The sequence below is a fragment of the Roseateles chitinivorans genome (assembly GCF_050632235.1).
In the GTDB taxonomy this organism is placed as follows: Bacteria; Pseudomonadota; Gammaproteobacteria; order Burkholderiales; family Burkholderiaceae_C; genus Roseateles; species Roseateles chitinivorans_A.
The window spans coordinates 3,896,709-3,913,105 of sequence record NZ_CP192584.1 but is presented as its reverse complement, the minus strand read 5'-3'; the positions used below and the strand labels follow the sequence as shown (position 1 = coordinate 3,913,105).

The 16,397-nt window shown below is 70.4% G+C and carries 20 protein-coding genes; 10 read left to right on the top strand and 10 right to left on the bottom strand.

The window, feature by feature from the left end; genetic code table 11:
- Positions 1 to 25 precede the first annotated feature (25 nt).
- The 9 genes from ACQ859_RS17975 (at position 26) to ACQ859_RS17935 (ending at position 8,157) form a co-directional block, all read left to right on the top strand.
- Positions 26 to 781 (top strand): GNAT family N-acetyltransferase, encoded by a 756-nt coding sequence (locus ACQ859_RS17975; protein WP_431262063.1) that lies wholly within the window; start codon positions 26 to 28, stop codon positions 779 to 781.
- 3 nt (positions 782 to 784) lie between these two features.
- Positions 785 to 1,876, top strand: coding sequence for a type III secretion system export apparatus subunit SctU (gene sctU, locus ACQ859_RS17970; protein WP_431262062.1), 1,092 nt, complete (start codon positions 785 to 787; stop codon positions 1,874 to 1,876).
- Positions 1,873 to 3,939, top strand: coding sequence for a type III secretion system export apparatus subunit SctV (gene sctV, locus ACQ859_RS17965; protein ID WP_431262061.1), 2,067 nt, complete (start codon positions 1,873 to 1,875; stop codon positions 3,937 to 3,939). The genes sctU and sctV overlap by 4 nt, the downstream gene beginning before the upstream one ends.
- A 28-nt stretch (positions 3,940 to 3,967) precedes the next feature.
- Positions 3,968 to 4,738: a type III secretion HpaP family protein gene (locus ACQ859_RS17960; protein ID WP_431262060.1), complete on the top strand. Its 771-nt coding sequence runs from the start codon at positions 3,968 to 3,970 to the stop codon at positions 4,736 to 4,738.
- A 23-nt stretch (positions 4,739 to 4,761) separates the two neighbouring features.
- Positions 4,762 to 5,847, top strand: coding sequence for a FliM/FliN family flagellar motor switch protein (locus ACQ859_RS17955; protein ID WP_431262059.1), 1,086 nt, complete (start codon positions 4,762 to 4,764; stop codon positions 5,845 to 5,847).
- Positions 5,825 to 6,484 carry a type III secretion system export apparatus subunit SctR gene (gene sctR, locus ACQ859_RS17950; protein WP_431257353.1) on the top strand — a complete coding sequence of 220 codons (660 nt, stop codon included), beginning with the start codon at positions 5,825 to 5,827 and terminating at the stop codon, positions 6,482 to 6,484. The genes ACQ859_RS17955 and sctR overlap by 23 nt, the downstream gene beginning before the upstream one ends.
- Positions 6,485 to 6,566: 82 nt before the next feature.
- A complete protein-coding gene (sctS, locus tag ACQ859_RS17945) occupies positions 6,567 to 6,830 on the top strand; it encodes a type III secretion system export apparatus subunit SctS (RefSeq protein ID WP_088404105.1) in 264 nt (87 codons plus the stop codon).
- Positions 6,827 to 7,705: a hypothetical protein gene (locus ACQ859_RS17940; RefSeq protein ID WP_431262058.1), complete on the top strand. Its 879-nt coding sequence runs from the start codon at positions 6,827 to 6,829 to the stop codon at positions 7,703 to 7,705. Before sctS ends, ACQ859_RS17940 begins: the two co-directional genes overlap by 4 nt.
- Complete coding sequence (locus tag ACQ859_RS17935) at positions 7,702 to 8,157, top strand: CesT family type III secretion system chaperone (RefSeq protein WP_431257355.1); 456 nt, start codon at positions 7,702 to 7,704, stop codon at positions 8,155 to 8,157. Before ACQ859_RS17940 ends, ACQ859_RS17935 begins: the two co-directional genes overlap by 4 nt.
- Positions 8,158 to 8,165: 8 nt before the next feature.
- Here ACQ859_RS17935 and ACQ859_RS17930 read toward each other — a convergent pair whose 3' ends face one another.
- The gene (locus tag ACQ859_RS17930) at positions 8,166 to 9,089 is read right to left on the bottom strand and encodes a LysR family transcriptional regulator (RefSeq protein ID WP_431262057.1); all 924 of its coding nucleotides are present in this window, start codon (positions 9,087 to 9,089) and stop codon (positions 8,166 to 8,168) included.
- Between the two features lie 219 nt (positions 9,090 to 9,308).
- On the opposite strand from ACQ859_RS17930, the gene ACQ859_RS17925 reads away from it, so the two are divergent.
- Entirely contained in the window at positions 9,309 to 10,358 is a 1,050-nt protein-coding gene (locus ACQ859_RS17925; protein WP_431262056.1) for a YeiH family protein, read from the top strand.
- Positions 10,359 to 10,378: 20 nt separating this feature from the next.
- Here ACQ859_RS17925 and sctT read toward each other — a convergent pair whose 3' ends face one another.
- From sctT to ACQ859_RS17880, 9 genes are all read right to left on the bottom strand, one after another.
- The gene (gene sctT / locus ACQ859_RS17920) at positions 10,379 to 11,302 is read right to left on the bottom strand and encodes a type III secretion system export apparatus subunit SctT (protein WP_431262055.1); all 924 of its coding nucleotides are present in this window, start codon (positions 11,300 to 11,302) and stop codon (positions 10,379 to 10,381) included.
- Positions 11,299 to 11,832 carry a hypothetical protein gene (locus ACQ859_RS17915; RefSeq protein ID WP_431262054.1) on the bottom strand — a complete coding sequence of 178 codons (534 nt, stop codon included), beginning with the start codon at positions 11,830 to 11,832 and terminating at the stop codon, positions 11,299 to 11,301. The genes sctT and ACQ859_RS17915 overlap by 4 nt, the downstream gene beginning before the upstream one ends.
- Positions 11,832 to 13,181: a type III secretion system ATPase SctN gene (gene sctN / locus ACQ859_RS17910; protein ID WP_431262053.1), complete on the bottom strand. Its 1,350-nt coding sequence runs from the start codon at positions 13,179 to 13,181 to the stop codon at positions 11,832 to 11,834. Before sctN ends, ACQ859_RS17915 begins: the two co-directional genes overlap by 1 nt.
- A gap of 102 nt (positions 13,182 to 13,283) precedes the next feature.
- A complete protein-coding gene (sctL, locus tag ACQ859_RS17905; protein WP_431262052.1) occupies positions 13,284 to 13,991 on the bottom strand; it encodes a type III secretion system stator protein SctL in 708 nt (235 codons plus the stop codon).
- Positions 13,985 to 14,626, bottom strand: coding sequence for a type III secretion protein HrpB4 (locus ACQ859_RS17900; protein WP_431262051.1), 642 nt, complete (start codon positions 14,624 to 14,626; stop codon positions 13,985 to 13,987). Before ACQ859_RS17900 ends, sctL begins: the two co-directional genes overlap by 7 nt.
- Positions 14,623 to 15,456, bottom strand: coding sequence for a type III secretion system inner membrane ring lipoprotein SctJ (gene sctJ, locus ACQ859_RS17895; RefSeq protein WP_431257364.1), 834 nt, complete (start codon positions 15,454 to 15,456; stop codon positions 14,623 to 14,625). Before sctJ ends, ACQ859_RS17900 begins: the two co-directional genes overlap by 4 nt.
- A 1-nt stretch (position 15,457) precedes the next feature.
- Positions 15,458 to 15,595 (bottom strand): hypothetical protein, encoded by a 138-nt coding sequence (locus ACQ859_RS17890; protein ID WP_431262050.1) that lies wholly within the window; start codon positions 15,593 to 15,595, stop codon positions 15,458 to 15,460.
- Positions 15,592 to 15,849, bottom strand: a complete 258-nt coding sequence (locus tag ACQ859_RS17885) for a hypothetical protein (protein WP_431262049.1) — start codon at positions 15,847 to 15,849, stop codon at positions 15,592 to 15,594. The genes ACQ859_RS17890 and ACQ859_RS17885 overlap by 4 nt, the downstream gene beginning before the upstream one ends.
- Before the next feature lie 9 nt (positions 15,850 to 15,858).
- Complete coding sequence (locus ACQ859_RS17880; RefSeq protein WP_431262048.1) at positions 15,859 to 16,335, bottom strand: HrpB1 family type III secretion system apparatus protein; 477 nt, start codon at positions 16,333 to 16,335, stop codon at positions 15,859 to 15,861.
- Positions 16,336 to 16,397: the final 62 nt, after the last annotated feature.

The following is a 16,397-nucleotide window of genomic DNA, read 5'->3' as shown; positions in this document are numbered from 1 at the left end:
TGCGCCTCAACCCCGAGGAGCCGACGTGTCCCTAGCCCTTCCTCTCGCGGAGAAGAACGCCAACGCGGTCTCCGATGTCATCGCATTGCGTCCCGCCACGACGCAGGACGCGGCGTCGGTCGCGGCGATCTACAACGCCTCGCTGCGCACCCAGCCCTACCAGCCGGACGGCGTCAGCGAGACCGACGCCGCCCGGTGGCTCGCCGAAGAGCTCGCCAAGGTGAAGGACAAGGACGCGGTGCGCCACACCAACTACGTCGGCCCGATGAGCGTGCCGATGGCGAAGCTGCAGATCGAGCTGCACCAGTTCCATCGCCGCCCGATGATGGTCGCGACACAGCGCGGCGAGACGCTGGGCTGGCTGGGCTCATTGGGCCTGCACGACCGGCCGGGACTGGGCGGGCTCTTCGAGCTGGCCTACTACGTCGCGCCGCGCTGGCGCGGACGCGGCGTCGGCACGCGGCTGATCAAGTACCTCGTCACGAACGCGGCGACCTGGCGCGTGGACCGGCTGATGGCCATGGTCTGGAGCGACAACGCCGCCAGCCTGTCGGTGCTGCGCCGCGCCGGCTTCAGCACCTGGGGCGAGCTGCCCGGCGCGGTGACCGCCTTCGGCAAGCGCCGCGACATGGTGCTGCTCGGCATGACGCTCGAGGACATCGCCCACGAGCCCGACGACGACCGCGAACTCGCGATCGCGGACGCCACCGTCGCCCCGTTGATGGCGGATCCGCCGGAGTCGGCGGTCGCGGCACACACCACGGACGCCGCGGCCACCTGAGCCATGGGGGAAAAGACCGAACAGCCCAGCCAGAAAAAGCTGGACGACGCGAAGAAGAAGGGCCAGTCGCCCAAGAGCCAGGACATCAACGCCGCGGCCGGTCTGCTGGTGATCACCGTCTGCCTGAGCGCCGCCAGCGCCACCGCGCTCAGCCATCTGGAGCGGCTGTTCTCGCTGGCCAGCGGCATCGGGCTGCAGGCCAAGACCGACAGCGACATGTTCGCGGTCGCCTACGACATCGCGATCGAGGGCCTGTGGATCGTGCTGCCCTTCATCGTCGCGGCGGTCTTCGTCGGGCTGATCGCGTCCTTCGCGCAGGTCGGCTTCAACATCACCTTCGAGCCGCTGACCCCCAACTTCGACAAGGTCAACCCCGGCTCCGGGCTCAAGAAGCTGATCTCGATGCGCTCGATCATCGAGTTCATCAAGACCGTGTTCAAGGCCATCCTGGTCGGCAGCGTGATCGCGATCATCACGATGGGCCTGATCCCGCTGATGGTGGGCGCCGCGACGCAGACGCCGGTGGGCGTGGCCACCGTGGCGTGGACGGCGATGCTCAAGCTCTTCGTCGCGACGGTGATCGCGCTGGTCGTGCTCGGCCCGGTGGACTTCGCGCTGCAGCGCTGGCTGTTCATCCGCGACCAGCGCATGGACAAGGACGAGCTCAAGCGCGAGTACAAGGAAATGGAAGGCGATCCGATGGTCAAGGGGCAGCGCAAGCGCCTGGCCTTCGAGATGGCCAACAGCGATCCGAAGAAGACGGTGCCCACCGCGACCGTGGTCGTCACCAATCCCACGCACTACGCGGTCGCGCTGCGCTATCAGCCCGGCGTGACGCCGCTGCCGCTGATCGTCGCCAAGGGCGCCGATGCGCAGGCGATGGAGATCCGCCGCATCGCCGAGGCGTCGGGCGTGCCCATCGTCGGCGATCCGCCGCTGGCGCGCGCGCTGTTCAAGATGCCGGTCAACGAGACGGTGCCCGAGGCGCTGTTCGAGGCCGTCGCCACCGTGCTGCGCTGGGTGGCGATGCTGGACGGCGTGGGGACCAAGGGTGGCGGTGGTGGTGGCGGTAAACCAAGCGGGAGCAAGGCATGAGCAAGGCACTGGGTGACAAGAGCACCCTCGGCAACGACCTCGCGATGAGCTTCCTGGTGGTGGCGATCGTCGGTCTGATGATCCTGCCGCTGCCCACGGTGCTGATCGACAGCCTGCTGGCGGTCAACCTCGCGGTGAGCGTGCTGCTGCTGATGACCTCGCTGTTCATCCCGAACGCGGTGGCGCTGTCGTCCTTCCCGTCGCTGCTGCTGTTCACGACGCTGTTCCGGCTGTCGCTGAACATCGCCTCGACCAAGTCCATCCTGCTGCACGCCGACGCCGGCCACCTGATCGAGAGCTTCGGCGAGCTGGTCGTCGGCGGCAACCTGGTCGTCGGCATCGTGGTGTTCATCATCATCACGGTGGTGCAGTTCATCGTGATCTCCAAGGGGTCGGAACGCGTGGCCGAAGTCGGCGCGCGTTTCACGCTGGACGCGATGCCCGGCAAGCAGATGAGCATCGACGCCGACCTGCGCGCAGGCCTGCTCACCGGCGACGAGGCGCGCCGCAAGCGCGCGCTGCTGGGCATGGAAAGCCAGATGCACGGCGGCATGGACGGCGCGATGAAGTTCGTCAAGGGCGACGCGATCGCGGGCCTGATCATCACGCTGGTCAACATCCTGGCCGGCATCGTCGTCGGCATCATGTACCACGGCATGACGGCCGGCGAGGCGGCCAACCGCTTCGCCGTGCTGTCCATCGGCGACGCGATGGTGTCGCAGATCCCGTCGCTGTTCATCTGCGTGGCCGCCGGCGTGCTGATCACCCGTGTGGCCGACGAGCACCAGAAGAAGCCGCGCTCGCTGGGCCAGGAGATCGTCGCGCAGATGACCGCCAACGTGCGAGCGATGTACCTCGCCGCCGGCCTCACCGTGGCCTTCGCGGCGGTGCCGGGCTTCCCGGCGATCCAGTTCCTGGCGCTGGGCATCGGCCTGGCGCTGGCGGGCCGCTACCTGGCGCGCCAGCGCAAGAGCGGCGAGGCGCAGAGCGTGTCCGCCCCGATCGCCGCGCTGCAGCGCGAGGGCGGCAAGGGTGACGCGCCATCCATCATGCAGGAGGCGCCGCATTTCTCGCGACCGCTGGCGGTACGCATGTCGCCGGCGCTGGCCGATCTGCTGCTCCCCCACATGCTCGACCAGGCGATGGAGCGCGAACGGCTGCAGCTGCAGTCGATGCTGGGCGTGCCCTTCCCCGGCGTCTGCATGTGGGTCGAGCCGACGCTGCCCGACCTGCGTTTCGAGGTGTTGATCAACGACGTGCCGGTGCGCCACATCGAGCTGCCGGGGCGCCTGCTGATGGTGCCGGCCGCGCTCGCGGGCGAGCCCTGGGCCGCGTCCGCCGCGACGCACGGCGCCCTGCTGGACCAGCCCGAATCGCGGTGGATGCCGCCCGCGCAGGTGCCCGAGAACGAGCGCGCGAAATGCCTGGACATCGAGCAGATGATGGCGCGCCAGGTGATGCTGCTGCTGCGCCGCAACGCCCACCAGTTCATGGGCGTGCAGGAGATCCAGTGGATCGTCGACAAGGCCACCGCGGACTATCCGGGCCTGGTCGCCGAGGTGCAGAAGATCCTGCCGGTGCAGCGCATCGCGGAGGTGATGCGCCGGCTGCTCGAGGAGCAGGTGCCGATCCGCAACGTGCGCACCATCTTCGAGAGCCTGATCACCTGGGGCCCGAAGGAGAAGGACATGCTGCTGCTGACCGAGTACGTGCGCGGCGACCTCGGGCGCTACCTCGCGTTCGAGGCCAGCGGCGGCCGCAACTACGTGTCGGCGATCCTGCTGGACGCGGGCGTCGAGCAGGCGATCCGCCAGTGCATCAAGCCCACGCCGACCGGCAACTACCTGGCGATGCCGCCGGAGAGCGCCGCGGCCATCACCGAGAAGGTGCTGCGCATCGCCGGCGAGACGCCCGACGCCGGCGTGGCGGTGATCACGTCGATGGACATCCGGCGCTACGTGAAGAAGATCATCGAGACGCGCATGGAAGGCCTGCGCGTCTACTCGTACCAGGAGCTGGGCAACCAGGTCGAGCTGCGGCCGCTCGGCCGCGTCGCGGCCTGAGCGGGAAGCCGGACGTGATCGGGCGCGCATGAACGACGAGGAGATCCGCCGCATCCGGCGCCTCGTCGTCGGCGATCCGCAGATCCCGCCGCCGCCGGTGGATCCGCGCCAGGCGGAGCGTTTCCATCGCGCGCTCGGCGCCGTGAGACGCGCGGCCTCGGCGAACGACGCCGCGCCCGACGCCGCGGCGCCGGTGCCTCCGCCAGCGCCGGACCTGGCCCTGCCTCCTCGCCACGAAGGCGCCCACGCAGCCGCCGTCGTCGCGCCGCCGTCGCGCGAGCGCGCCGAACGCCACGAGCGGAAGGAGACCTCCTCGCCTTCCCGGAAGAAGGACCCGTCCCGCCCCGAGGGCGCCCTCGTCGTCGACGGCCATCGCCCGCGTCCGCCGGTCCTCGCCACGGCGGAGGCCGGCGCGCGCGAGGCCGGCGAAGCGCAGGAGGCCGACGCCGATCAGGACGTCGCACTCGACACCGTCACCGCGCCGCCGATGCCCATCCCGCACGTGGCCTGGACGCCGCTGCCCGAGGGCTGGGAGCGCGAGCTCGCCGACACGGTCGCGACGCTGTGCCGCAGCAGCGAACCCAACTTCCACAGCTGGACCATCCAGGTGCCGGTCGACGCCGAGACCCTGCCCCACACCGAGCTGCGCCTGTCGTTTTCGCCTCACCAACTGACGCTTCGCTTCAGCACGCAGTCGACACGCTCGCTCGCCCTAATTTCGGCCCACCAGTCGCAACTGCGCGCGTTGCTGGTCCGCGCGCTGCCCGGCGACCGGCACATCGAGATCGACATCACATGAACCGGCCGACCTCCCCCGCATCGATGCCTTCGACGAGCGCCACCGGCCACGCCGGTGACGGCGCCGGATCGACGACGCTCGCCGGCCGTCTCCCGTCGATGAGCGCGGCCGACGCCGCGCTGTCCCGCGTGGCGCACGACGCGCGCTTCGCCGACTGGCTGCGATCGACGCTGCAGCATGCCGGCATCGGCATCGCGCGGCAGCGCCAGGCGATGCCGTGGCGGCTCACCGTCGAGTCGGCGCACGGCCGCTTCCGGCTCGGCCTGGACGCGGTGGATTCGCCGGCCCTGCAGCTTGCGTGCGCGCACCAGCCGCGCGACACCGCCTGCGCGGTCGTCACGCTGCTGCTGGCCGGCTGGGCCGACGCCTTCGCGCCGATGCTGGGCGCGCTGCGCGTGGTCGACATCGCGCCGCTCACGGACGCGGAGGCCGACACGAACGCGGACGGCTCGCCGCGCCTCGCACCGGTCGTCCTCGGCGGCGCGATGCCGGTGGCGTTGCTGGACGCCGATCCCGCCGTGCTGGAGCGCGTCGCCGCCACCGCGGCCGCGTCCGGCGTCGATCTGACGCCGCTCGCGCCGCTGCCGCTGCGACCGGTCATCCGGCTCTTCGCGCGCGCCTTCCCCTTGTCGGTGCTGCGCGGACTGCGTCCGGGCGACACCGTGCTCGCCGGCGGCCAGCCGGCCCTGCTGCGCTGCGGCGTGGGCCGCGCGCTGCGCGCATCCCTTCACATCGATCCCCAGGAGTTCACCGTGCACCTTGCCGAGCCGCCCGCCCTCTCCGACGACCCGGCCGCCTACGACGCCGGACAGATGGACGCCCCGGCGTCCGGCGCGAGCACCGAGGCGCCGCAGTCCGCGGGCACGCTCGACGAGCTGCAGCTGCCGGTGGCCTTCGAACTGGACACCGCCCGGGTCAGCCTCGGCGAACTGGCCAGCATGCAGCCCGGGTATGCCGTCGAGCTCGACGTGCCGCTGCGCGAAGCGACGGTGCGCCTGGTCTGCCACGGCCGCACGCTGGGCCAAGGCCAGCTGATCGCCATCGGCGACCACCTCGGCGTGCGCATCACCCGGCTGGAGTTCGCGCATGACGCCGCTGCAGCACGCTGATCCGGTTGCGCTCTTCCTGGTGCTGCTGGCGCTGGCGGCACTGCCGTTCGCGGCCATGGTGGTCACCTCGTACACCAAGATCTCGATCGTGCTGGGCCTGCTGCGCAATGCGATCGGCGTGCAGCAGGTGCCGCCGAACATGGTGCTCAACGGCGTGGCCATCATCATCTCCTGCTACATCATGGCGCCGGTCTTCATCGAGGCGACCAAGGGCATGAGCGCCGCGTCCGGCGGCGGCGGTTCCAGCACGCAGACGCTGATGGAGGCGGCCGACTCGGCGCGCGAGCCCTTCCGCAAGTTCCTCGACAAGCACGCCGAGGAGCGCGAGAAGCAGTTCTTCCTGAAGTCCGCCGCGATCATCTGGCCGGCCGACAAGGCCGCGGCGCTGAAGAAGGACGACCTGATCGTGCTGGCGCCGGCCTTCCTGCTGAGCGAGCTGACGGCCGCCTTCCGCATCGGCTTCCTGCTGTACCTGGCCTTCATCGTGATCGACATCGTCATCGCCAACGTGCTGCTGGCGATGGGCCTGTCGCAGGTGACGCCGAGCAACGTCGCCATCCCGTTCAAGCTGCTGCTGTTCGTCACGCTGGACGGCTGGTCGCGGCTGGTGCACGGGCTGGTGCTGACCTACCGATGAGTGCGCCCACCATGAGGACCCCGATGAAGACGCCATCGACAGGGCCGGCGGGCGCGGTGCGCGCCCGTGGGGAGACCCGGCCATGAACTACGACGTGGTGGTGCAGCTGACCTCCGAGGCGCTGATGATGTGCGTGCTGCTCTCGCTGCCGGCGGTGGTGGTGTCGGCGCTGATCGGCCTGATCGTGTCCTTCTTCCAGGCGATCACGTCGCTGCAGGACTCGAGCATCTCGCAGGGCATCAAGCTGCTGGCGGTGACCGGCGTGGTCGTGGTGACGGCGCCGTGGGCGGGCTCGACGCTGATGAAGTTCAGCGAGAACCTCTTCACGGCGGTGTTCCAGAAATGAAGCTCGACCGCGCGCGTCAGGGCGCCGAAGCCCAGCAGGCGCGGGAGGCGCAGGAAGCCGCGGGCAAGGGCCAGGCGCGCGGCAGCGGCTCGTCCGGGTATGCGGGCGGGATGCACAAGGGCAATGCGTACCGGCATGCGCCGCGGGCGCAGGTGCCGGCGCGGCGCAACACCGGCCCGGCGCCCAGGCCGCGGCCGCGGCCGCCCTCCAACGGCGCGCAAGGGGCTCACCACGAGGACGAGCATCCGCAGATGCCGATGGACGATCCGCGGCAGATGGCCGCGGGCGGAGCGGGCGCGAACACGATGCGGCCGGTGCAGGGCACCGGCGGCAGGCAGCAGAAGCCCGATGCGGGCGAGCGTCAGGAGAAAGGCTCGCTGAGCTCGCCGCCGCGCGCGCGCATGCCGCCTCCGCCGCCGGAGGTCCGCGAAGGCGCGGCGCTGCGGCGCAGCGCGCTGCCCGCGGCAGTGATGCTGCGCGCGACGCCGACACCGGAGGGCAAGCCGCCGGCGGTGCTGCTCGATGCCCTGGCGTCGCTGTACTTCAAGGGCGGCGGCGCGGGCGTCGCGGCGGGTGCGATGCGGCTCGCGGCGATGACGGCGGTGGCCCGGCACCTGCCGGCGGAGGCAGCGCCGTCGCTGTCCGTCGTCAAGGCTGCGGCGGTCGCCTGGTGCGCGGCGAACGGACCGCCGCCCTCGGCGACCGACGCGCAGAAGAATGCCAACCTGCTGTTCCCGCTGAACGGACTGCGCGCCCTCTTCCGCCCGCTCGATGCGCTGCGCGACGGCGCGGAGGTACGCAGCAGCCAACTGCAACGCGCGCTGACGCAGCTCCCGTCCGCTGAAGCGTTCCTCAAGAAGGATCCCCAGACATGAGCGTCGAGCACTACCAGCACCTGATCGTCGGCCTGTGCGAGGCCGTCGGCCTGCCCGACGCCGAGACCGCGCTCGCGCGCAACGCCATCGAGGTCGAGGGCTTCGAGGTGCTGCTCGGCTACTACGACAACGACCCCGAGGCGATGTACCTCAACTTCACCTTCGGGAGCGTCACGTCGGGCCGGAGCCTGCGTGTCTACCGGCTGATGCTGGAAGCCAACCTGAGCCTGTACGCGCAGGACCAGGCGCAACTCGGCCTGGATGCGGACTCCGGCGTGGTGCTGCTGGTGGTCCGGGTGCCGATGATCGACGGCGTCGACGGGCCCTACCTCGCCGACACCATCAACCACTACATCGAGCACGGCCGCTACTGGCGCGAGAACATCCTGCTGGCGGAGGACGAGATGTTCGAGAGCCTGTCGCTCGGCGAGTACACCTGGATGCGGGCCTGAGCGACAGGCTACGCGCCGGCGCGCGAGCCCCAGGTATTCGCCATCTCCACGAACCTCGCCATCGCCCGCGTCGGCTGTTTCCTCGCCTGCGTCACGAGGTAGCACTGCCGGCGCATGACCGGAAGCGTGGTCGTCAATGCCACCACCTTGCCGCTGCCCAGCGCATCGTCGACCACCCAGCGGGACAGGCAGGCCACACCGATCCCGGACGCGGCCGCGCCGAGGATCGCTTCCGAGCTGCCCAGCTCCAGCGTGCGCCGATACCCGCGCAGATGGGGCAGCAGCCACTGATCAGTCACCTCTCGCGTGCCTGATCCCGATTCGCGCAGCAGCCAGACCATCGCCTCCAGCCGTTTCGGCGTGAACGCCCGCGTCGCGTCCTCCAGCAGCGACGGCGAAGCGACCAGCACCATCTCGTCCTGCAGCCACGGCGTCAGGACCAGCTCGCCGATGCGCGACGGCCCCTCAACCAGCCCCGCGTCCAGTTCGAAGGCCGCCACGGCCTCGCAGATCGCTTCCGTGTTGCCGATGCGCACCTGCGCCAGGCGCGACGGCCGGTCCCTCGTCAGATGGTCCCCGAGGAACTGCGGGAGCAGACGCGGCAGCACGTAGTTGCCGATCGTCGTACTCGCGCCCAGCCTCAGCGCCAGCGACAACGGACCGTCCTCATCCAGCAGCCGTTCGATGGCCCCGGCCCCGTCGAGCTGCGCCAATGCCCTCGGAAGAAGCGCGCGGCCGTTGTCGTTCAACAGCAGCCGCTTGCCGGCGCGGTCGAACAGACGCAGGCCCAGCAGGCGCTCCAGTTCGTTGAGCGCCGAGCTCGTCGCCGACTGCGACAGCGACACCACGTCCGCCGCGGCCGAGGTGGATCCGGTCTGTGCCACCGCCGCAAAGATCTGCAGCTGGCGCAGCGTCAGTCGCAAGGTCGACATCGTGGACGTTTAAGAGATTGAATCGCTTGATCCTACAAGGATTACTCGTTGGACGCATAAACAGCCAGTTCGTAATCTGACGGCCAGATAAGCCTCCGCCCTCGCCATGACCGCCAGCCTCCCCCTTGTCCACCAGCAGATGAGGCCTCGCCCGTCCATCCGGCATCGGCCAGCCGGCCGCTGCGTCCGCTGGCCCGCCTCTCCGCTCCGCCACCGCCGTTGCCGCTGCTGCCGGGCCTCGCGACCTCGATCGCGGTTGCCGGTGCCTCGATGCTGCTCGGCAGCCTGCCGTGGAGCCAGCACCATGGTTTCAGCGCGCTCACGATGGCCATCGTGCTGGGAATGATCGTCGGCAACCTGATGCCGGGGTCAGGTCATGCGCTGGCCGGGCCCGGCATCGATCTCGCGAAGAAGCGGCTGCTCCGTCTCGGCGTCGTGCTCTACGGCTTGCGCCTCACGGTCCAGGACATCGGCCAGGTGGGTGTGACGGGCGTCCTTGTCGACGCGGCGATGCTGGGCTCGACCTTCCTCATCGCCTGCTGGCTGGGTCGCCGCTGGCTGGGTCTGGATGAGAAGACCTCGATGCTGGTCGGCATCGGCAGCGCGATCTGCGGCGCCGCCGCGGTGGTGGCCGCCGAGCCGGTGGTCCGCGCCCGCGCCGAGCAGGTCACGGTCGCGGTCGCCACGGTGGTCGTCTTCGGAACGATCGCGATCTTCGTCTACCCGCCGATGCACGCGGCGTTCGCCTCTGCCGGATGGGCACTCGCGAGCCCCGCGCATTTCGGCGTCTTCATCGGATCGACCGTCCATGAGGTCGCCCAGGTCGTCGCCATCGGCGGCAGCATCGGGGACGCCGCCGCGGACACGGCAGTCATCACCAAGATGGTCCGCGTGATGATGCTCGCGCCCTTCCTGCTCGGCCTGGCCGCTTGGCGGTCACGCGATCAGCGCGGCATGCGCTCCGGACACGCCGGGCACGACAGGCACCCTCCCCTGACCCGCGACATGGTCCCGTGGTTCGCACTCGGCTTCGTGGCGGTCGTGCTCCTCAATTCGCTCGGCGTCGTGCCGGGCGCGGCGCGACCGTTGCTCAACACCGCCGACACGATGCTCCTGGCCACCGCGATGGCGGCGCTCGGGATCTCGACTCGCGCGGGCGCCCTCCGGCAGGCGGGCGTCAAGCCGCTGGTACTCGGACTCGCGCTGTCCGGCTGGCTGACGATCGGCGGCGCGGCGGTCAACGCCGCGCTGATCCGGGTCATGCATTGACCGGACGCGCGAGAGTCAGCTCACGGGTTGAGTCGCGGGGCGGATGCCGGCACCGGTGCCGATGCAGGGTCGACGGCCACCGCCGCAGCCGGCACCAAGGCCGCGGGTGGACCCGCCTTCGCCGCATCGGCCTTTCTCGCCCACTGCGCCAGCTCCGCCGACAGGCTCTGCATCGACAGCGCCGGCCTCACCTGCTCGAAGAACACCGCCACCAGCAGCGACAACATCGCGATCGCGACGGCGCCCTTCACCGGCTGCGCTAGGTTGTTGGGCTCGAGCTTCTCCGCCGTCTTCGACAGGATGCCGAAACCCAGGTCGATCAGCATCAGCACCAGCAGCGCCGGCGCGGCGATCTTGACCATCAGCTCCAGGTAGTGCCCCGTCTGCACGCGGACGAAGTCCTCCAGGATCGTGGACCACGCCGGCGACAGGCTGCCGATCGGCCACCAGTGGAAGGAGTCGAACAGGATGCCCGTGAGCATCAGCATCCCGCCCAGCAGGTAGAAGCCGCTGATCGCCAGCTGCGACAGCAGGTTACCCACCGGCGTGCTCTGCTCGCCGCTGAGCGGGTTGGTCTGTTGCACGTTGTTGTAGCCGGCCTGGTTGTCGATCAGCACGCCGACCCCCTCCGCCACCCAGAACACCGTCGACGCGGCGAAGCCCAGCACCACGCCGATCAGCGCCTCCTTGGCGATCGTGGCCACCAGCTGGACCATGTCCATGCCGTGCACCAGCCCCGCCGGCTGGCCCCAGGCGATGAACAGCGCCAGGCAGATGCACACGCCGTTGCGGATCGGCCCCTGCAGCACCTGGTCCGTGGTCGCCGGCAGCACCAGGAACACCGCGTAGACGCGCAGCAGGCACACCGCCAGCAGCATCACGCCGTCCTGCAGCGTCGTGCCGAAACCGATCACGCCCGCGAAGGTGTTGAACATCTCGTTCATGCGCCGGCCTCCGCCCTCTGCGCGGCGGCCGCCGCTTCGGCCGCGCGCCGCTGTGCGACGCGGCGCGCGACCGCGGCCTCCTCGCTCTCTTCGTCCTGCGTGTCCTCGGCTTCCTGGTCGATCTCGACGAGCCGCTTGCGGCGCCGTTCCTCGAGCTGCTCGATCTGCTGCTCGGCCCGCTGCAGCGCCTGTCTGGCGGCCACCAGCCTGGCCTCGGCCTGGGTCACCTGCGCCACGGCCGCCTGCACGCCCGCCTCGGCCTGCCGGACCAGTTCCTGCAACCCTTCGCGGACGTAGGTCAGCGTGACCGCATCCTGGGGATTGAAGGACACCGACGTGGCCAGCCCGTCGATCTTGGCCGCGCAGGCCTCCTCGTCGGCCACGCAGCCCTGATGGCGCGCCTGCGCCGCCTGGTGGGCCGCCAGCGCGGCGTCGCGCTGCGCGGACTCGGCCTTGACCTGCTGCTCCAGGGGTTCGAGCCGGCGGCGCTTGGCCCACAGCAGCAGCTTGAGCGAACGCAGGTCCTTCATCAGCCGTTCACCAGCGCCTGCAGCTCAGCCACCGTCTGCTCGATCGGCCGCAGGTCCGAGGTGGCCTGGTTCAGGAACTCGCGGATCGCGGCGTGCTTGCGCACCGCCTCGTCGGCGAAGGGATCGTTGCCGGGCTTGTACTCGCCCATCTGGATCAGCAGCTCCATCTCGTCGTACTTGGCCATCAGCTTGCGCAGCCCGCCGTTGGCGGCCTGATGATCCTTGGGCACGATCTGCGACATCACCCGGCTCAGGCTGCCCAGCACGTCGATCGCCGGGTACTGGTTGCGCGCCGCGATCTTGCGCGACAGGATCAAGTGGCCGTCCAGGATGCCTCGCACCTCCTCGGCGATCGGGTCGCTGCCGCTGTCGTCCTCGGCCAGCACCGTGTAGAGCGCGGTGATCGAGCCCTTCGCGCCCATGCCGGTGCGCTCCAGCAGCCGCGGGATCTCCGCAAACACCGACGGCGGATAACCGCGCCGCGCCGGCGACTCGCCCGCCGCCAGGCCGATCTCGCGCTGCGCGCGGGCGAAGCGGGTCAGCGAGTCCATCATCAGCAGCACCCGCAGCCCGCGGTCGCGGAAGTACTCGGCGACCGCCGTCGCGACATGCGCCGCCTTGGCGCGCTCGATCGAGGAGCGGTCCGAGGTCGCGCACACCACCACCGAGCGGGCCATCCCCTCCTTGCCCATGATGATCTCGATGAACTCGCGCACCTCGCGGCCGCGTTCGCCGATGAGCGCGATGACGCTGATGTCGCACTGCGTGCCGCGCGCGAGCATGCCCATCAAGGTACTCTTGCCGACGCCCGCCGGCGCGAAGATGCCCATCCGCTGGCCCTCGCCCAGCGTGATCATCCCGTCGATGATCTTCACGCCGGTCGGCAGCGGATGCTCGATCATCTCCCGGTCCATCGGACTGGGCGGCATCGCGAAGACCGGTCGCCGTTCCTCGCAGACGATGGGCGGACCGCCGTCCACCGGCTGCCCGAGGCTGTCGATCACGCGCCCCAGCAGCTCGTCGCCGACGGCGATGCTCTGGATCTCGCCGAGCCCGACGACCTGCGTCTGGCCCGCCGCCACGCCCAGGATGGAGCCGAACGGCGACAGGATGGTCTGGCCGTTGGAGAACCCGATCACCTCCGCCACCTGCAGCAGTCCGCCGTTGGCGTCGAGCAGGTGGCACATCTCGCCGAGCTTGGCCGACAGGCCGCTCGCGCGCACCAGCGTGCCGATCACCTCCACGACCTTGCCGGTGCGGTTCATCGTCTCGGCGCCGGCGAGCTCGAGCTCCATCCAGCGACCCAGATCGTCCAGGTTCAGCGGTGCGAGGCGGTCAGGAGCGTTCATCGCGGGGGCGGTCTCTGCAGGAAGCACGGGGGATGAACTCGGAATGAGCCGGGGGAATGAGCAGGGGGAATGCGCCGGGGATGAGCGACGATCAACGCCCGGTCAGCTCTCGGCGACCGCGCGCTTCACGGCGCGCGACATCGCGGACCGCAGCGCGTCGAGCTGCGTCTTCAGGCTGGCGTCGACGACCCCCATGTCGGATTCGAAGAGGCAGCTGCCGGCGGGCAGCGCCGGATCGACGATGACCTCGACGGACAGTCCGGCCGATTGAAGTTCGGGCACGGCGGCGATGCCGTCGCGCGCGGCGTCGAAGTCGGCGCTGCTGACCTTCAGCGTCAGCGCCGTCGCCGAGCGCGACAGCGCCTGCACGCTGCGCAGCGCGCGCTGGTACAGGGCGGCGCGGCCTTCGGTCTGCACGATGCGCTCCACGGCGCTCGTCACGACCTCGGCCATGCGTTCATGCAGACCGCGCACGGCATCGGCCTGGTCGACCGCGCGGCCGGCCTGACGCTCGTGCCACGCGAGCGCAGCCTGGCGTTCGCCCTCCGCGTGGCCCGCCTCGCAGGCGGCGTCGATCTGGGCCTGCGCGTCCCGCAGCAGCGCCTCGGCCCGCGCCTGCGCGTCGGCCACGATGCGTTCCGCTTCCGCCTGCGCCTGCGCGAGCAGCGCCTCGGCACGGGCGGTCGCCGTCTGGCGGATCTCGTCCTCGTGCCGCAGCAGCGTCACCTCGCCGGCGCGCAGGATGCCGTGCGGCGCGCCCGCGGCAACGCCGTCGTCGGCGTGCGTCGATGTCTTCCACCAGATCAGCATGGCCACTCCACCTCGGCTTCCGCCAGGGCCGCGATCGACACGGCCACGTTCCGTTCCGCCGCGACCGGCGTGGCGGCCAGCACCTCATCCACCGCCGCGCGCGGCAGCGACCAGCGCACCATCTGCCGCACCGGGCCATCGTCCGGGGTCAGCGCCGCGGACCAGTCCGAGAAGCCGACGCAGGCCCATTGCACCGGTGTCCATGCGGCCTGCTCGGCCTCGACCGGCCGGCCGCGCGCGCTCATCGCCACCAGCGGCGCGAAGTTGTCGCCGAGAGCGCGTTGCAAGGGCGCGCGCACGGCGCGGTCGATGCAGCAGCGCAGCACGCCGGGACGGCGCGCCAGCGCCAGCGTGCACAGCCGCTGCAGCAGTTCGCCGCGCGGCAGCAGGCCGAGCCGCGGCAGCGGGTCGGCGAAGCGCCCCAGCGCGGGCAGGCCGCCTTCCGGCGCCATGCGGTCGCGCCACAGCCGAGGCCACAGCGCCGCGGCGTTCTCGGGCGGCAGCGCCTCCAGGAAGCGCCACGGGCCGAGCAACTCGTCCTGCCAGCTCGCGTCCAGGTCGTCGACCAGCCCGCGCAGCTTGCCGTCGAAGCTGACGGCCCAGGCGGCGAGCTGATCGGGCGCGGCCATCGTCATGCGCCGGCTTCGGCCACCGGCACCGCGGCCGCCCCCGGCGCGAGCCGTCGGGACAGCGCCTGCGGCAGCAAACCGGGCTTCTTCCAGGCGATCACGCCGATCGCGCCGCCGGCCAGCAGCAGCACCGCCAGCAGCCCGCCGGCGACCCAGGCCCAGGTCGCGTCGGCCACCGCGTGCCGCGGCGAGGTCGGCAGCATCGCGCCCGGCACCAGCGTCACGGTCACGTTCTCGTAGGTGAGGCCTTCCACGCTGCGCGCCACCATGCTCTTGATGGACGGCGCCAGCTGCGGCACGTCGATCTCCGGCCGGTACTTGACGAACACCGAGGCGCTGGACGGCTTCACCGTCGTCGCCATCGGGTCGTTGTTGGGCAGCACGATGTGCACCTTGGCCACGATCACGCCGTCGATCTTGGACAGCGTGCTGGAGAGCTCCTGCGACACGCCGTGGATGAAGCGCACCCGCTCCTCCGTCGGCGTGGAGATCAGCCCTTCCTTCTTGAACATGTCGCCCAGCGACACGTACTTGTCCGACGGCAGGCCGTTGGCGCGCAGGATGTCCAGCGCGTTCACCACCTCCTGCTCGTCGACGGCCACGTTCCAGGTCTTGCCCCCGTCGCCGCTTTTCTTCTCCGCCTCCACGCCGCGCTGCAGCAGCGCCGCGACCATGTCGTTGGCCTCCGCCTCGGTGCGCTTGGTGTAGAGGTCGGTCTTGCATCCGGCCAGCAGCGTGATCAGCAGCACCAGTGCCAGCATGTACAGCACGTGCCAGGAGGCCCGCGACCGGCCGCCCGCATGCGCGCGCGGATCTGCAAGAGGATGGGCGCTCATGTCACTGGTTCTTCATCAGCGTCTGCAGGCCGTTCTTGCTGCTCTGCGCGACCGAGGTGCAAGCCGAGAACTGCAGGCCCTGCGTGGCCACCTGCAGGTTCAGCTCCATCGAGCGCGCGGTCAGCTCCTGCAGGTTCATGTGGGGGCGTCGGCGACGTAGCGCTGCATGTCCGAGGTCACCTGGCGCGACGCGTCGTCCAGCGTGTGCAGCGTCTTGGTCATCGTCGAGTCCGTATGGCCGATCGCGTTCGCATGTGCCGCCGCCGGATCGGGCTGCGGCTCGCGCGCCATCAGCTGCTCGAATTTCTGCGTCTGCGCCTGGAGGTCGGGCGTCGGCGTCGCCGCCTGCCGGATCATCTCGTGAGCGGAAATGGCTTGGATGGGATCGGTCATGGCTGCTCCTCAGGCCCGCATGTAGGCCATCTGCGAGAGGTCGATCGTCAGCGCCGGCGGCGTGGTCGAGCCGGACTCGTCGTCGGCGCCCTCCGAAGCCGCGGCGTCCTCTTCCGGATGCAGCAGCGAGCGCACCATGTCCAGCGCCTCGGTGTTGGTGGAGGTGTGCAGCACGTCCTCGGCGGTCGCGCGCCATCCGGCGTCGCCCGTGGCGAACTGGCAGTAGGCGAGGAAAGCCTTCGCCGTCGACCATTCCGGTGCGGTGGCGTCGAGGTTGCGCAGCGTGCGCATCGCGTCGGCCCAGTGACCGCGTTTCATCGCGATCCAGGCCTCGAAGAAGTCCAGCTGGGACACCTTGGGGCGCAGCAGGCGCACGGCGCCCAGCAGCGTCTCGGCGTCGTCCAGCAGCTCGCGGTCCACCGCCAGGCTCACCAGGCCGACCAGGCCGGAGACGAAATCTTTGCGTTGCAACGAGGAATCGATCATGTCTGCTCCATGGCTGTGTCCAGCACGGCCGGTCTCAGGAAAGCATTGGGGCTCGGAGTTGA

Bases quoted from the DNA above. Each gene is read 5' to 3' on its own strand.
- ACQ859_RS17940 (WP_431262058.1), top strand. From the start codon at position 6,827: ATGAAGCTCGACCGCGCGCGTCAGGGCGCCGAAGCCCAGCAGGCGCGG.
- ACQ859_RS17935 (WP_431257355.1), top strand. From the start codon at position 7,702: ATGAGCGTCGAGCACTACCAGCACCTGATCGTCGGCCTGTGCGAGGCC.
- sctS (WP_088404105.1), top strand. From the start codon at position 6,567: ATGAACTACGACGTGGTGGTGCAGCTGACCTCCGAGGCGCTGATGATG.
- ACQ859_RS17885 (WP_431262049.1), bottom strand. From the start codon at position 15,849: ATGACCGATCCCATCCAAGCCATTTCCGCTCACGAGATGATCCGGCAG.
- ACQ859_RS17960 (WP_431262060.1), top strand. From the start codon at position 3,968: ATGAACGACGAGGAGATCCGCCGCATCCGGCGCCTCGTCGTCGGCGAT.
- sctL (WP_431262052.1), bottom strand. From the start codon at position 13,991: ATGCTGATCTGGTGGAAGACATCGACGCACGCCGACGACGGCGTTGCC.
- ACQ859_RS17915 (WP_431262054.1), bottom strand. From the start codon at position 11,832: ATGAAGGACCTGCGTTCGCTCAAGCTGCTGCTGTGGGCCAAGCGCCGC.
- sctR (WP_431257353.1), top strand. From the start codon at position 5,825: ATGACGCCGCTGCAGCACGCTGATCCGGTTGCGCTCTTCCTGGTGCTG.
- sctT (WP_431262055.1), bottom strand. From the start codon at position 11,302: ATGAACGAGATGTTCAACACCTTCGCGGGCGTGATCGGTTTCGGCACG.
- sctJ (WP_431257364.1), bottom strand. From the start codon at position 15,456: ATGAGCGCCCATCCTCTTGCAGATCCGCGCGCGCATGCGGGCGGCCGG.
- ACQ859_RS17955 (WP_431262059.1), top strand. From the start codon at position 4,762: ATGCCTTCGACGAGCGCCACCGGCCACGCCGGTGACGGCGCCGGATCG.
- sctU (WP_431262062.1), top strand. From the start codon at position 785: ATGGGGGAAAAGACCGAACAGCCCAGCCAGAAAAAGCTGGACGACGCG.
- sctN (WP_431262053.1), bottom strand. From the start codon at position 13,181: ATGAACGCTCCTGACCGCCTCGCACCGCTGAACCTGGACGATCTGGGT.
- ACQ859_RS17890 (WP_431262050.1), bottom strand. From the start codon at position 15,595: ATGAACCTGCAGGAGCTGACCGCGCGCTCGATGGAGCTGAACCTGCAG.
- ACQ859_RS17880 (WP_431262048.1), bottom strand. From the start codon at position 16,335: ATGATCGATTCCTCGTTGCAACGCAAAGATTTCGTCTCCGGCCTGGTC.
- ACQ859_RS17930 (WP_431262057.1), bottom strand. From the start codon at position 9,089: ATGTCGACCTTGCGACTGACGCTGCGCCAGCTGCAGATCTTTGCGGCG.
- ACQ859_RS17900 (WP_431262051.1), bottom strand. From the start codon at position 14,626: ATGACGATGGCCGCGCCCGATCAGCTCGCCGCCTGGGCCGTCAGCTTC.
- sctV (WP_431262061.1), top strand. From the start codon at position 1,873: ATGAGCAAGGCACTGGGTGACAAGAGCACCCTCGGCAACGACCTCGCG.